At 71.4% G+C, this 14,203-nt stretch carries 13 protein-coding genes and 1 pseudogene; 4 read left to right on the top strand and 10 right to left on the bottom strand.

Going from position 1 to position 14,203, the window contains the following annotated elements; all coding sequences use genetic code 11:
- Positions 1-72 precede the first annotated feature (72 nt).
- From ACBJ32_RS13775 to ACBJ32_RS13765, 3 genes are read right to left on the bottom strand one after another with little or no spacing between them, the layout of a single operon-like run.
- Positions 73-1,596 carry a prenyltransferase/squalene oxidase repeat-containing protein gene (locus tag ACBJ32_RS13775; protein WP_375127033.1) on the bottom strand — a complete coding sequence of 508 codons (1,524 nt, stop codon included), beginning with the start codon at positions 1,594-1,596 and terminating at the stop codon, positions 73-75.
- Positions 1,593-2,435 (bottom strand): terpene synthase family protein, encoded by an 843-nt coding sequence (locus ACBJ32_RS13770; protein ID WP_375127032.1) that lies wholly within the window; start codon positions 2,433-2,435, stop codon positions 1,593-1,595. Before ACBJ32_RS13770 ends, ACBJ32_RS13775 begins: the two co-directional genes overlap by 4 nt.
- A complete protein-coding gene (locus tag ACBJ32_RS13765) occupies positions 2,432-3,778 on the bottom strand; it encodes a cytochrome P450 (RefSeq protein WP_375127031.1) in 1,347 nt (448 codons plus the stop codon). The genes ACBJ32_RS13770 and ACBJ32_RS13765 overlap by 4 nt, the downstream gene beginning before the upstream one ends.
- 120 nt (positions 3,779-3,898) lie before the next feature.
- Between ACBJ32_RS13765 and ACBJ32_RS13760 the strand changes: the two genes are divergently transcribed.
- Entirely contained in the window at positions 3,899-4,921 is a 1,023-nt protein-coding gene (locus ACBJ32_RS13760; RefSeq protein WP_375127030.1) for a polyprenyl synthetase family protein, read from the top strand.
- On the opposite strand, the gene ACBJ32_RS13755 is transcribed toward ACBJ32_RS13760, so the two are convergent.
- Entirely contained in the window at positions 4,914-5,882 is a 969-nt protein-coding gene (locus ACBJ32_RS13755; protein WP_375127029.1) for an alpha/beta hydrolase, read from the bottom strand. The two genes, ACBJ32_RS13760 and ACBJ32_RS13755, sit on opposite strands and share 8 nt — an antisense overlap.
- A 36-nt stretch (positions 5,883-5,918) precedes the next feature.
- Here ACBJ32_RS13755 and ACBJ32_RS13750 point away from each other — a divergent pair, with 36 nt between their 5' ends.
- A complete protein-coding gene (locus ACBJ32_RS13750; protein ID WP_375127028.1) occupies positions 5,919-6,848 on the top strand; it encodes an aldo/keto reductase in 930 nt (309 codons plus the stop codon).
- A 161-nt stretch (positions 6,849-7,009) separates the two neighbouring features.
- On the opposite strand, the pseudogene ACBJ32_RS13745 reads toward ACBJ32_RS13750, so the two are convergent.
- Positions 7,010-7,348 (bottom strand): annotated as a pseudogene (locus ACBJ32_RS13745) (STAS domain-containing protein); the annotation flags it as partial.
- A gap of 144 nt (positions 7,349-7,492) precedes the next feature.
- On the opposite strand from ACBJ32_RS13745, the gene ACBJ32_RS13740 reads away from it, so the two are divergent.
- The gene (locus ACBJ32_RS13740; protein ID WP_357869460.1) at positions 7,493-7,927 is read left to right on the top strand and encodes a helix-turn-helix domain-containing protein; all 435 of its coding nucleotides are present in this window, start codon (positions 7,493-7,495) and stop codon (positions 7,925-7,927) included.
- A 195-nt stretch (positions 7,928-8,122) separates the two neighbouring features.
- Here the strand turns inward: ACBJ32_RS13740 and ACBJ32_RS13735 are convergent, their stop codons facing one another.
- A complete protein-coding gene (locus tag ACBJ32_RS13735) occupies positions 8,123-9,637 on the bottom strand; it encodes an MFS transporter (RefSeq protein WP_375127027.1) in 1,515 nt (504 codons plus the stop codon).
- A complete protein-coding gene (locus ACBJ32_RS13730; protein ID WP_375127026.1) occupies positions 9,634-10,209 on the bottom strand; it encodes a TetR/AcrR family transcriptional regulator in 576 nt (191 codons plus the stop codon). The genes ACBJ32_RS13735 and ACBJ32_RS13730 overlap by 4 nt, the downstream gene beginning before the upstream one ends.
- A gap of 212 nt (positions 10,210-10,421) precedes the next feature.
- On the opposite strand from ACBJ32_RS13730, the gene ACBJ32_RS13725 reads away from it, so the two are divergent.
- A complete protein-coding gene (locus ACBJ32_RS13725; protein WP_375127025.1) occupies positions 10,422-10,967 on the top strand; it encodes a TetR/AcrR family transcriptional regulator in 546 nt (181 codons plus the stop codon).
- Here ACBJ32_RS13725 and ACBJ32_RS13720 read toward each other — a convergent pair.
- The 3 genes from ACBJ32_RS13720 to ACBJ32_RS13710 all read right to left on the bottom strand — a co-directional run bounded on the left by ACBJ32_RS13720 (position 10,905) and on the right by ACBJ32_RS13710 (position 14,106).
- A complete protein-coding gene (locus tag ACBJ32_RS13720) occupies positions 10,905-12,557 on the bottom strand; it encodes a wax ester/triacylglycerol synthase domain-containing protein (RefSeq protein WP_375127024.1) in 1,653 nt (550 codons plus the stop codon). The two genes, ACBJ32_RS13725 and ACBJ32_RS13720, sit on opposite strands and share 63 nt — an antisense overlap.
- Before the next feature lie 142 nt (positions 12,558-12,699).
- Positions 12,700-13,746 carry a sulfite oxidase gene (locus ACBJ32_RS13715; RefSeq protein ID WP_375127023.1) on the bottom strand — a complete coding sequence of 349 codons (1,047 nt, stop codon included), beginning with the start codon at positions 13,744-13,746 and terminating at the stop codon, positions 12,700-12,702.
- Between the two features lie 198 nt (positions 13,747-13,944).
- Complete coding sequence (locus tag ACBJ32_RS13710) at positions 13,945-14,106, bottom strand: hypothetical protein (RefSeq protein WP_375127022.1); 162 nt, start codon at positions 14,104-14,106, stop codon at positions 13,945-13,947.
- Positions 14,107-14,203 lie beyond the last annotated feature (97 nt).

Here is a 14,203-nt window from a genome sequence, read left to right as displayed (position 1 = left end):
CGGGACACCCTAGCAACGCCGCAAGGCCCACTCAAGGAGGGAAAATCCTAGTACATGGCGTAAAGTCCGAATTTACCGGGATTCTAATGCCGGAGCGCCCAGGTGCAAGGCTGCCAGGATCGCCGCCCTGACAATGGCGATGGGAGTGTAAAGGTCCTTGTCATGCCAAAGTGACGGATAGTCCGACATATCGCCCATACGCTGCAAGTATGCGTGCCCTCGGGCGGCGGCATGAGCGTACCGCTCGTCCACGGCGCCGCCCCGCACCCGCTCCGGGAGCAGCAACGCCTGGATCGCGTACGCGGTCTCCTCGAGCGTGCCCTCCCAGCGTCCCCACGACCCGTCGGCACGCTGGGTGTCGAGCACCCACTCCCGCGCCATGGTCACCGCCGCGGCGTGCTCGCGGCCACCGTACTCGCCGAGCGCGAGAACGCAGCTCAGCGTCGCGTACAGCGGTGACGCGTGCCAGCGGTCCTCCCAGTTGCCCGCCGGGTGCTGCCGCTCCGCCAGCAGGTCGGCCAGCCGGCTCCTGACCTCCGCGTACGCGCCCGCCCTCGCGGGGGCGGTGGCGGCGTACGAGCCGAACGCGTCGAGCACGTGGGCGTTGACGCTGATGGAGAAGCCGTCCTCGCCCTGCCAGGTGCAGAAGTGCGTGCCCGTGTCGAACGCCAGCAGGCTCCCGGGATCGAGGGCCACGCCGTGCAACGCCAGGGCGTGCAGCGCGACCGAGGTGGTGTCGGCGTCCGCGGGAAGCCCGGGGCCCGCGGAGGTGCCCGCCGGGCCGATCGACGCCCTGAGGTCGGCCAGCATCTCCGGCGGCACCTGGACGCTGAGACCCGCCCGCGAGAGCCAGGTGAGCACCCAGCCGCGCTCGAAGACCGTGATCGGCAGCCCCACGGGGACCGGGCCTCCGTACCGGGTGACGACGGCCTCCAGGTGGCGCAGTGCGAAGTCGGCTTCGAGCTCGGCGCCGGTGGAGAGCCAGGCGGCGGTCGCGGCGGGCGATGCGCCGATCGTGCCGATCACCGTGGGCCGGACGGAGCGCGCGCCGCCCGACAGGCCGGTGGCCTCCAGGGCGTGCAGCAGTTTCTCCGGCAGGGTCGCGCCGGACTCCACCACCCGGCGGACCTGCTCGACCCGGCTGTGGTCGAGCCCGGGGGGCAGAGGGAGCGGCGCGCTCGCGCCGTGGGCGTTGATGAGCGTGACCAGCCCAGGGACGATCAGATCGACGGCTGGCATGTCGGGCACGCCGGCCACCCGGGGCAGCCGCTCGTGCAGTGCGGCCAGGCCGCTGCGCGCCGCCAGTGCCACGTGCTCCATGTCCTCGGGAAAGAGCCCTTCGCCGGACCCCGACGCGACGGTGAGCAGGGCCTCCGTGGCGCTGAGCGTCGGCACCAGGCCGTAGCCGTCGGGTGCGCCCCACGAGCCGTCAGGACGCTGCGTGCGCAGCAGGTAGTGGACCCGCTCACGATGCCCGATCAGCCACGGGGCCAGGGTGACCAGCCGCCCCGTCTCGTAGACCGACGCGGACACCTGCCCCCACGGCGTGGACATCAGCGTCGCCACCAGCGCGCCGGCCTCGCGGGTGACGTTCACATCTCTCCCCAGTAGTCGGTGATGCCGTAGAAGCCGGTGTTGAAGCCCAGCTGCCGCTCCAGGTACAGCGCCGCCCTGGGCGAGCTCTCACGCAGCGGCTCGATCAGCTCGGCCGCCATGCGTGAGTGCCGCGCCATGCGCTCGATCACCTCGTCACGCTCGGCGCCCAGTGTCAGGGCGTTGGCGTCGCCCCAGCGGCTCTCCCTGTCGTACGTGGTCAGATCGTTCAGCAGCCGGAGGTAACGCTGCACCTCGTCACCGGCTTCGCGAACCCGGTCGAGGCCGGACGGGCTCCCGGGGTCGCCGATGGACAACCAGTGCGAGAGGTTGACGAAGGAGGAGCCGCAGCTGTCCGCGTTCGCGAGGTACTCGTCCAGATCCAGGGCGGCCCCGGACGCACGCCAGTTCCACTCGCGCTGCATCGCGGTGAGCATGCGCTCAAGCTGGTCGCACCAGCGAGAGTCCCCGCCTAGATCGTCGCGGAGCTCGGCGAGGAAGCGGGTGAGCGGGCTGTCCGGCTCCCTGCGGCCGGCGGCCACGGCCACGCAGTCGCCGACCAGCGCGGCCACCTCCTCCCGCGAAGTGGCGACGTGGTCGATGAGCAGGTCCGCGGCGAACACCCACAGGGCCGCCCGGTTGACCGCCCGCAGCTCGTCCGCGGTGGCCCAGGGCGAGCCGAACGCGCCGACCAGGCCCAGCGAGTGGAAGAAGCCGGGGTCGAAGGGCCTGGCGGGGAAGAGCTCGGGATATCGGGCGGCGTGGCGGCTCAGGTCGCGGGCGCACTCGACGCCCAGCGCGCAGGCCCTGCCGAGGCCCGCCGCCATGGCCGGACCGCTCATCCGCGCCCCACGGGGACGAGGGTCATGGAAAGCCGGGCATCCGCCCGTAACGTCGAGGCCAGCCGGGGGAGGACCGGGCCGTCGGTGTGCAGCACCGGCCGGTACCTGCACAGGATTCCGGCGACCAGCAACAGCGCCTCCATCGTGAACAGGCGCGGGCCCAGGCACGAGTGCGGCCCCGCCGAGAAGGGGAAGTAGGCGTACCGGTGCCGCCCGCGGCCGTTCTCCGGCGTGAACCTCCCGGGGTCGAACTCCAGCGGCCGTTCCCAGAACTCGGGCAGCCGCTGCGTCAGGAACGGGCTCAGCACCACCGTGGACCCGGCGGGGATCTCCACCCCGCCGATCGTGTCGGCGTGGATCGCCGTCCGGGGCAGGATCCAGCCGGGCGGATAGAGACGTACCAGCTCGTCCAGGAACATCCGCAGGTAAGTGAGCTCGGGCAGGTGGGCCAGGGTGACGGGTCCGGGGCCGACCACCCGTTCGATCTCCTCGTAGACGTTGGCGGCGATCTCCGGATGCGCGTCCAGCACCGGCCAGACCCAGGTGAGCGTGGTGACGGAGGTCTCGGTGGCGGCGCCGTGGACGGCCACCATGTCGTCGCGGATCAGCCGGTCCATGTCCGGCTCGCCCTTGCGGGCCTCGCACAGCAGGGAGACGAGGTCGTTCTCGTGCTCGCCGCGGGCCTTGGCGTACCGGATGCGGGGGTAGACGACCTCGTCGATGGTCCTGATCGCCTCCCGGAACGCGCGGTCGCCCGGTAACGGGAAGCGCTCAGGAACGGACGGCAGCAGCAGCCGGATCGAACGGGCGGTCACGCCCGTGTCGTAGGCCGGCGCCAGCCGTTCGATGTCCGCGTCGGAGATCGTGGAGCCCAGGAAGAGCCGGACGATCGCCGGGTGGATCAGGGCGGAGACGGTGTCCGCGATGTTGATGGGCCGCCCGGGCACCACCACCGTGTCGATGAGATCGGTGACGATCGCAGCCATGCGCTGGGTGAGCGAGTCGACGTAGCGAGCCGTGAACATCGGTTGGAGGATGCTCCTGCTGGCCTTCCAGCCGGGGCCGTCCGACAGGATGCCCTGCCCGATCAGCGGGCCCAGCGGGTCCCAGAACATGCCCGTCCGGAGGTAGTTGGGCTGGTGCGTCTTGAGCACGTGTTGCACGTGGTCCGGATGGGTGATCAGGTACGGGCGGAACGGGCCCATGTTCAGCCGGACGAGCTCGCCGTTCGCTTGCCGGCCCGCCTCTTCGACGGCGCGGAGGGGGTCACGTGCGTTCCTTGCCAGGAATCGGAGAAGGGGCAGGGTTTGGGCATGACGGGTCGGCACGCCGCCGAACGACACCGGACCTCCATCGCATCCGTCTCGGATGACGGACATTCACTGACAAAAGTTAAGCTGCTCGTGGAGTATCACACGACACTTCTGATAATTTCAAGATCGCGGTGAGCAAGGAGCACGTGCATGGACGTCGGCCACTCAGCCCCCATCGGGCCCGGTGAGGAGGCCGTCGCCCGCTGCCGGAGGCTCGTGGAGCCCGCGCTCCGCGAGGCCGTCGCCGTCCTGCATCCCTGGGGCGCCACGATGGCGGCGTTCACGCTGGGATGGTCCGGCATGGACGGCACGCCCCGCGATCACAGCGCGGGCAAGGGCCTGCGTCCGGCCATCGCGCTGCTGAGCGCGGAGGCGGCAGGCGGCAGGGCGGAGCCGGCGCTGCCGGCGGCGGTGGCCGTCGAGCTGGTGCACGCCTTCTCGCTGGTGCACGACGACATCATCGACAACGACGAGCGGCGCAGGCATCGCGATGCGCTCTGGAAGGCGTACGGCGTGGGGCCGGCCCTGGTCACCGGTGACGCGCTCCTGGCGCTGGCCGTCAGGCAGCTCGCCGGCCATCCAGGGGCGATGCGCCACCTGTCGGCGGCACTCGTCGAGCTCGTGCAGGGCCAGACCGCCGACATGGCCTTCGAGCAGCGTACTTGGGACGGGCACGACCGGGTCTCCACCGATGAGTACCTCGAGATGACGGCCGGTAAGACCGGCGGCCTGCTGGGGGCGGCCGCGGCGGCGGGCGTCGAGATGGGAGGCGCTCCGGAGCTCGCCCAGCGGATGTGGGACGTGGGACGGGATCTCGGCGTGGCCTTCCAGATCGTGGACGACATCCTGGGCATCTGGGGGGACCCGGACGTCACGGGTAAGCCCGTGCACAGCGACCTGCGACGCGAGAAGAAGACGTTGCCGATCCTCGCCGCCCTGTCCTCGGGCACCATGGCCGCCCGCGAGCTGTCAGCCGTCCTCATGTCGGGCGCGACGGACGACGACACGGTACGGTACGCCGCAGACCTGGCCGAGCGGGCCGGTGGCCGGACGGCGGCCCAGGCCCTGGCCGAGCGGTACCTGTCGTCGGCGCTGGGCACCCTGGACCAGTGCCTGCCGCAGGCCCGAGACCTCCGCGCCCTGTGCGACTCGCTGGTCAAGCGCGTCAGCTGACCTGCCGCGCGCCGATGGCGGACATCAGCATGGGATAGGCCCGGTGCAGCTCCCGCTGCCAGGACGTGTGGTTGTGCCCGCCGCGGTGGAAATGGGTGCGCACCGGGATGCCCAGCTCCTCCAGGCGGCCGGCGAACGCCCTGGCCGCCCGGTTGGCCAGGTCCTCCACCAGGTCGCCCTCCCCGGCGGAGACGTACAGCCGGACCCCCTTCAGCTTGTCCGCCAGGTCGTAGGGGTTGTGCGCGCGCCAGACCTCGCGCTGCTCCTCCGGGTCGCCCCAGATGCGCTTCCAGTCGGTGCCGAAGCAGCCGATCGCGGTGCCCGCCATCACGGCCTGCGGGACGCCGGGGCCCAGGATGTGCAGGGCGCCGCTGAACGAGGCCGCCGCCTCGAAGTGCCCCTTGGCCGCGTACAGCATGGCGCCCTGCCCGCCCATCGAGTACCCCGCGACGGCCTGCCGCGGGCCCGCCCGGTAGCGCGCTTCGAGCAGCGGCAGCAGCTCCTCCAGGTGGTGGCTCTCCCAGCGCGGCGGGCCACCCTCCCCGCCGTTCCACCAGTCGGAGTAGCTGCCGCACTCGCCGCCGTCCGGCATCACGACGAGCACGCCGGTGTCGCGGGTGAGGGCCTCGACGTCGGTCCTGGCGGTCCACGAGGTGTGGTCGTCGAGCCCGCCGTGCAGCAGCCACAGCACGGGCCAGCCGGTACGGGACTCCCAGCCGCGCGGAAGCAGCAGGCGCACCTTCGCGGTGGCGTCGAGCGCCCGCGACCTGATCGTCAGCTCCATCCTGCGCTCGTCCAACCGGCGTTCGCTCACGAGCTCGGTCCGGGCCGGAGCGGGTTCCCGAGCCGGTTCCTGGCCGGGCGGATCCTGATCGCCGGGCCGCAGCACCGCCACGGCCGCCAGGCACAGACCGGCGGCGACCACCACGCTGACCAGGCATCCTCGTAACCGGGGCCGCATCGCGATCTCCTTGTTGGATGTGCGGATAATAGCGGGATGAGATCCATAGGCACCACGGACCTGTCCGTGTTCCCGATATCGCTCGGCACCAACGTCTTCGGCTGGACGGTCGACAAGGAGACGTCGTTCACCATCCTGGACGCCTACGTCGACGGCGGCGGCAACTTCCTCGACACGGCGGACGTCTACCCGTACTGGGCCACGGGGGAGTCCACCTCTGAGACGATCATCGGCGAGTGGCTGGCCTCGCGCCGCAACCGCGACTCGATCGTGCTGGCCACCAAGGTCGGCATGCTGGAGGGGCTCGAAGGGCTCGCGCCGGCGACGATCAGGACGGCGGTCGAGGACTCGCTGCGGCGGCTGCGTACGGACTACATCGACCTCTACTGGGCGCACGTCGACGACCACGACACGCCGCTGGTGGAGTCGCTGGCCGCGTTCGACGCGCTGATCCAGGAGGGCAAGGTCCGCCACGTCGGGGCGTCCAACTACTCCGCTGGGCGGCTGGCGGAGGCGCTCAAGATCTCCGACGCGGAGGGGCTGGCCAGGTACGTCGCGCTGCAGCAGCCGTACAACCTGGTCGAGCGGGGCTACGAGGGCGAGCTGCGGGAGGTCGTGGCCGGGGAGGGGCTGTCCAGCGTGCCCTACTTCGGGCTGGCACGCGGGTTCCTGACCGGCAAGTACGCGCCCGGCGTGGCCGTGGACAGCCCGCGGGCAGGGAAGGCGGCCGAGTACCTGGAGACCGCCCACGGACCCAGGACGGTGGAGGCGCTGATCGGGCTGGCCAGGGAGCGGGGGGCCGCGCCTGCCTCGGTGGCGCTGGCCTGGGTGGCCGCCCAGCCGACGGTCACGGCGCCGATCGCCAGCGCGCGGAACCTGGAGCAGTTGCGGCCGCTGATGGAGGCGGCGGCGCTGACGCTGAGCGCCGAGGAGCTCGCCATCCTCGACGAGGCCTCCCGCTCCTGACGCTGTGCGGGCACGGCCGGACCCCTTGCCGCCGCGGCCGGCGTGCGGTGGCAAGGGGACTTCGGCGTGCCCGGGGGTCAGGCAGCCGGCAGGCCCTGCCGCGTGCACCACTCGGCGACGCTGCCCGCCTCGCCCTCGACGGCCTGCGTCCAGTGCGGGTCGGCGGCGATCGCGTCCTGGACGGAGGCGTGGGAGGCGAACACGGCGGTCAGGCCGGTGATCTTGAAGATGCGCGAGATGCGGTCCGTGGTCATCACGAGCGCGAGCGAGCCGTCCTGCGTGCGCAGCCGCTTGAGACCGCCGACGAGCACGCCCAGCCCGGTCGAGTCGAGGAACTGCACCTCGCTCAGGTCGGCGATGACGTGCACGGTGCCCTTGGCCGCGAGGTCGATGATCTGCTCGCGCAGCTTGGGGGCGGTGAACACGTCGACCTCGCCGGCGACCTTGAGCACGGCGCAGCCGCCGACCGGTCCGACCACCTCAATGACGATGTCCTGCATCTCGCGCCTCACCATCGCTCGTGTCATCGACTACATTGACGGGGAACTCTGTGCATTTACAGTACTGCGGCGGGCGCGCGGCTGTCAATGGGTGGCTGTCGGTGTCATCGTGCAGAATGACAACCGGGTGGAAGGGGTGAGGGAATGCGGGTCGAAGAGGCCATCGGGCGGCAGATCGCCCGGTTGCGCGCGGAGCGCCGGATGTCGCTGACCGAGCTGGGCGAGGCGCTGGGGCGCTACCTGGACAGGCCGTGGAGCCGGCAGGCCGTCCACCAGGCCGAGCGCGGCCAGCGGTCCTTCACGGCGGCGGAGCTGACCGCGCTCGCGCTGGCCCTCGACACGTCCGTCCCGGTGCTGTTCCGCGTCGAGGACGAACGGATCGAGCTGCCCGGCGGGGCCGTCTCGCCCGAGGACTACCGGGGGATCCTGCTGAGCAGGGAGCCGGACATGCCGCTCGACGGGGTGGAGGAGCTGATCGTGGCCCTGCACGACATCGGCGAGGTGCTGGCCCGCCCGGCCCTGGCCCGCCTGGCCCGCATCGGCCGCGTAGCCGACCAGGTCGCCGGCCCGGACCTGTAACACCCACCAGCCCGCACCGCCCGGCCCGCGCCGCCCGGCCCGCGCCGCCCGGCCCGCGCCGCCCGGCCCGCATCCGCCGGCCTGCGCCTGGCCCGACTGCCGGCCTGCGCCCGCCTGGCTTGCGGCGCCCCTGCGCACCTGGTGGCCTCCCGGGAGGCGAGGAATGCGGCGGGACGGGCGGGTGCCGTGGGTGGGTCAGTGGTGGTCCGCCGATGACACGTCGAGGTCGCGCGGCGTGAGCCACCACACCGCCAGCGTGCCCGCCCCCAGCAGCACGGCCGCGACCCCGCTGGTGAGGACGAGGGAGTCGGTGAACGCCGCCGTGGCCTGCGCGGCGAGCCGGCCGCCCGCCGCCCCCAGCTCCCTGGCGACGTCGAGCGCCCCGCCCAGGGACTCCCGCGCGACCCCAGCGCCCGGCCCCGTGTACGCCACCTCGTTCCGGTACACGGCGGCCGCGACGCTGCCCAGGACGGCCACGCCGAGCGCCCCGCCCAGCTCGTAGCTGGTCTCCTCGATGGCGGCCGCGCTGCCCGACTTCGCCGGTGGCGAGCCCGACATGATGGCGGCCGAGGCGATCGCGAGCGAGCCGTTCCCTAGGCCGATCAGCGTCAGCGCGACCGCGACGGGCCAGTACCCCAGCGGGCCGGGCACCACGACCAGCAGCAGGAACGCCAGCCCGGTCAGCGCCAGCCCGCCGGCCAGCACCGTACGGGCTCCGATGCGCGCCGCCAGCGAGGGGGCCAGCGGCGAGGCGATGACGGCGGCCAGCGCGGCGGGCAGCAGCCGCACGCCCGTCTCCAGCGGGCCGTACCCCTGGACGAGTTGCATCCACTGCGCGAGCAGCAGCAACACGGAAGCCATCGCGATTGACGTGACGAGCGCCGTCACCACCCCGGCCGAGAAGGGGGCGCTGCGGAACAGCCTGAGCTCCAGCAGCGGATCCTCCCTGCGCAGGCACCGGACCGCGAACCAGCCCAGCGCCACCACCGCGACCACGGCGGCCACCAGGGCTGCGGGGGAGGTGAGGCCGTACTTGCCGAAGTTCTTGATCGCGTAGACCAGGGCCACCATGCCCGCCATCGACAGCAGCGTGGCGACGGCGTCCCAGCGGCCGGGTGTCCGGTTCCTGGACTCCGGCAGCAGGAACAGGCCGAACCCGATCGCCACGGCCATGACGGGCACGTTCACCAGGAACGCGGCGTGCCAGCTGAAATGCTCCAGCAGCACGCCTCCCACGACGGGCCCCAGCGCGGCGCCGACCGCGGCCATCGCCGACCACACGCCGAGCGCCTTCGCCCGCTCGGCGGGGTCGGCGAACAGGTTCCGGATCATGGACAGCGTGGACGGCATGATCATGGCACCGCCGACGCCGAGCAGCGCCCGTACCGCGATCACCCCCAGCGGGCTGTCGGCCGCCAGCACGGCCAGCGAGGCCAGCCCGAACACCGCGAACCCCGTCATCAGCATCCGCTTGCGGCCCCACCGGTCGCCCAGCGCGCTCACGGTGACCAGCAGCCCTGACAGGACCAGCGCGTACGCGTCCACCATCCACAGCAGCTCGGTCGACTCCGGCCGCAGGTCCTCGGAGATGGCGGGCAGGGCGACGTTCAGCACGGTCATGTCCATGACCACGAGCAGCACGCTGGCCGACAGCACGGCCAGGCCCGCCCACCGCCGCCTCGACGAGACGGGCGATGTGGTGATCGTCATCCTTCCTCCCTTCCAGGTGCGGTGCCGTGCAGGAACGTGCTGATCAGCAGCCGCGGCACGTCCCGCCGGGCGACGTCCCCGTTGCGCAGGCTCTCCCGTACGGTGACGAGCAGCCCGTACACGGTGTTGCTGATCCAGCGGGCGGGCAGGTCGGCACGCAGCAGGCCCGCGCGCTGGGCGGCGGCGTAGAGCGCGATCTCGCGCTCCTCCAGTTCGTCGGTGCGCCGCTTCAGCTCGGGATGGCTCGCCAGGCGGTCGTCGGTCAGGCCGAACCCGTACTCGTCGGCCATGTCGATCACGCCCCCCAGCAGCTCGTTCATCGCCCGCTCCAGCGCCTCGGGGTCGCCGGACGCGGTCGCCGCCGCCACGCCGCTGGTCACCTGCAGGCGTTCCCAGTGGTCGTAGGCGCGGTGGGCGAGGGCCAGCATCAGCTCGTCGCGGCTGCTGAAGTGGCGGTGCAGGGTGGCCCTGCTGATCCCCACGGCCTCGGCGAGCTGCGCCATGGAGGCGGCCGGGCTCTCGTTGAGGCGATGGATCGCGGCCTTCAAGATCTGGTCACGTGTGGCGGCCATGTTTATACACCTACGTATCATTTGAGACATCTATGTCTCATACGATACTCGAACGACTCGTTCCTCGGGTAGTCGAGCGAAAGTTCACCTGATTCGCCCGGCATGTTCGGCGGCCCAGAGCGCAGCCGAGCCCGACCGCGCATGGCTCGGCAGGTGCCTCTCGCTCTCCCCTGATGGCGATGGAGTCGCAGGTGGGGCTATGGTTCGGAGCTGTGGTGATCGGTGACGCGCGCACGCGCATCCTGGACGCGGCAGAGCAGCTCTTCGCGGGTGGCGGCTACGAGGCCACCCCGACCGTGGTCATCGCCAAACTCGCGAACGTACCCAAGGAGCTGATCTCCCAGTACTTCCCGCGCAAGATCGACGTACTGGTCGCCCTCGTGAACGAACGCACGCACGTCGAGGAGGACGACCAGGTCGACGCGGTGCCGGGCGACCCTGCGGGCACGCTGGCCAGGCTGGCGCGCGTGCTGCCGCTGCGCGCCTCACCGGCGATGCGGCGCATCCTGTTCCGCGAGGCCGACACGCACGGCTCGGTCAAGGAGCGCCTCGGGCGCCTCAACGGCGAGCTGGCCAGGCGCGCCAGGTTCGCGCTCGGGCTGGCCCTGCCGGGCGCGCGCGGCGACGCGGCCAGGCTGGAGGTGGCGGCCGCCACGTTCGCCGCCATCCTGATCTACCAGGAGAACCTCTGCCAGCTAACGGGCCACCAGATCGACCCCGACGCCGTCGCGGAACTCATCGCCCACTCGCTCGTCTAGCAGCTCGTCCAGCGCCGTACGCAGGTGCTCCAGCAGGCCCCACACGTCGTCCACCCGCTCGGGGCAGGCCACGATGCCGAAGTCGAGCATGCCGTCGTAGGAGAAGCAGGTGATGTTCAGGCCGCCGCTCATGTCGGTCAGCACGGACAGCGGGTAGTACGACAGCACCCGGCCGCCGCACAGGTACAGCGGGAACTGCGGGCCGGGAACGTTGCTGACGATGAGGTTGATCGGCGGGCACGCCATCCCGGCCAGCCGGAAGATCGCCGGGGTGGCGAGGCTCGTGAGCGGTGCGGGCAGGATCGAGCACAGCTCGCCCAGCCACGTCGCCGGCGCCAGCGCGAAGCGTCGCTTGGCCGTGCCCATGGCGGCGACGACCGCCTGCAGGCGCTCCCTGGGATCGGGCAGGTTCGTGGGCATGGGGGCGACCATGGCCGAGATCTGGTTGCCGACCAGGTCCCCGGCCGTCGCGCTGCGTACCGCCACGGGCACGGCCACGACCAGCGGCTCCTCCGGCAACGCGTCCCGCTCGCGCAGCCACGAGCGCAGGGCCGATGTGCACAGGGTCATGACGACGTCGTTCACGCTCATGCCGTTGGCCTTGGCCACGTTCTTGACGTCCTTGAGCGAGAGCGAGCCGAACGAGAGGCGGCGGCGGGCGCTGATCGGGCCGTTGAGCGGGGTGCGCGGCACGACCAGGCCGGGCAGCTCGGGGCGGTGATGCTGGTCGCGGGTCACCATCCGCGCGGCCTTGGCGACCAGCTTCGCGCCGGGCAGGGCCCCCACGACCGGGATGGCGTCCAGGTCTCCTGCGGCTCTGACCACTGACCGCACGGCGCGGGCGGGATGCGTGGCGGTACGGAACGCGGCCCCGGCCAGCATCCCGATCAGGCCGGGAGCGTCGTCGGGGGTGTGGGCCGGCGCGATGTCGCGTGAAAGGCCGGGGTTCCCGCCGTGCGCGGGGGCCGGGCCATGCGGACGAGCGGCGCGGTGTGCCTGGCCGGAGCCGGACTGGCAGGCGACGGTGCCCACGGCCGTCGGCCTCGCGTCGCCGCTCGCCTTCGCTTCTCCGCCGTTCCTCGCCGTCGGGTGGCGGCTTCTCGGCGTCAGATGCCCGTCCGGGGTCAAGTCGAGCAGCGTGGCGAGGGTTTCCGCGCCCGAGACCCCGTCGATGGCGGCGTGATGCACCTTCGTGTAGACGGCCACCTTCCCATCGCCCAGCCCGTTGATCAGGTGCATCTCCCACAGCGGGTGCGCCCGGTCGAGCCGGCGGGCGTGGATCCGCGCGACGGCGTCGGCGAGCTGCCAGTGGTCCCCCGGCTCGGGCAGGGTCATCTCGAACAGGTGGTTGTCGATGTCGAAGCCGGGATCGGCGGCCCAGTAGGGGTGGTCCAGGCCGAGCGGCACCTCGGCCAGGCGCAGGCTGAGCGCGGGGGAGAGGTGGATGCGATCGAGGAGCAGCTCTGCCAGCGAGCTCCTGGTGACCGCGCCGTCCGCCGGGTCGAGTATCGCCAGCCCGGCCACGTGCGCGGCGGTCGTGGGCGTTTCGACATTGAGGAACTGGGCGTCGAGTGCGGTCAACTGGCGCATCGGCTCTCCTTTTCCCTGGTGCGGACAGCATCACACCAGGGGGTTTCCGCGAGGTTTCTGCGCGAGTCTTTCAGATGAATTCGGGTGCGCCGTACGAGTGATAATGGAAATCTCCAGCTCAGCCCGGATCGGTGACAATTTCCTATCCATTGACGACGTGAATGGGGTGTCGCACGACGGCGTCGAAGTGGTACCCGAACGGGTGGCGTGGCGTGGTGAGGGGTTGCGTGGCGCCGGTCTCGTCCGTGGCGCGCGCCATGAGCAGGCGCGTGCCCGTACGCTCAGGAGCCCAGGCGACGTGCCAGGGCAACCAGGCCTTGACCAGGTGCTGGCCATGGTGCTCTGCTGTGCGCCAGCTCAGCCCGCCGTCGAAGCTGACCTCCACCCTGACGATCCGGCCCCGGCCCGACCAGGATCGGCCGCGCAGGATGTGCGGGCCCGTGACAGGCACGCGCGCATTCCAGGGGACCTCGAACGCGCTCTTCACCGGCTGCGTCGTGACGTCGGGATAAAACACCGTGTTCCACGGTGTGCAGAGCGGCTCGGTCGAGATTTCCATGTCGCCGAGCCATTTGATCGACGCTATTCCCACCCATCCCGGCACCACCAGCCGTGCCGGAAATCCATGGTCGGGCGGCAGCGGGACGCCGTTCATTTCATAGGCGACGAGCACGTCGTCCATGGCCTTGCCGATGGGCAGTGGACGGCGGACATGACCGTGGTCCTCGAACGGCGCGTCGAGCCCGGTGGGCAGCACGTCCACCGCCTCGGGCCGCACCCCGGCCTGGCTGAGCAGGTACCTGAGCGGCACCCCGCGCCACCGCGCCACCCCGATCGCGCCCAGCCCCCACTGCGTGCCGGGGGCGCCGTCGTGCTGCTGCGTGCGGTAGAAGCGCCGCCCGTTGCCCGCGCACTCGATCGCCACGTCGTACGTGCGCGACGGCATGGCACGCAGCTCCTCGTAGCTGAACTCGCGCGGACATCGCACGCCCTCCCCATGGACGCTCAGCCGCCAGGTGGTGACGTCGATGAGCGGGGTGTAGGTGTGGTTGCGGACGAAGAAGCGGTCGTTCGGGGTGTGGTAACCGAGCCCCGCCATGGACTCCCAGCGCATCTCGGCGCTGTTGCCGTGGACCCTGAACAGGTGGTCGGGCAGCGGCTTCACGATCGCCGCGGTGGCCTGCTTCATGGAGCATCACCTCTTAATACCTATTTCCTACCAGGAAACCATTTAATCTCCTCGAGCTGTCTCCGCGCGCCCCTCATTGCCAAAATCTTCCTCGGCCCTGCGGGAACGTTCCATTCGTGCCGCACGCAGACCCCTACCCGAGGTCAGGCCCACCCCAACGCCTCCGCGGGCCATCTCCTCGTGGGGTGGCGTGCCGGCTCAGCCCGGTTCGACGGGGGTACCGGTGTTGAGGCGTTCGATCGGGGACAGGAGGCCCCGGCCCCTTCCGTTGTCGCGTAACCAGCGGGTCGCCTGGCAGGCGGACTCGGCGTACGTGCCGGCGTCCTTGCTCGCGGCGCTCAACCACTCGTCGAACGTCACGGGCAGCGGGCCCGACGGGGGTGTTTCGGGGCGGGCGCATCCGCCCAGAGTTCGTCAGCCAGAGAGCCGTTCTGGTCGGCCTGTGTCCCATCGGTGC

Origin of the sequence: Nonomuraea sp. GTA35 (assembly GCF_041950525.1) — a bacterium.
Lineage (GTDB): Bacteria > Actinomycetota > Actinomycetes > Streptosporangiales > Streptosporangiaceae > Nonomuraea.
This window is presented reverse-complemented; position numbering and strand designations above follow the sequence as displayed.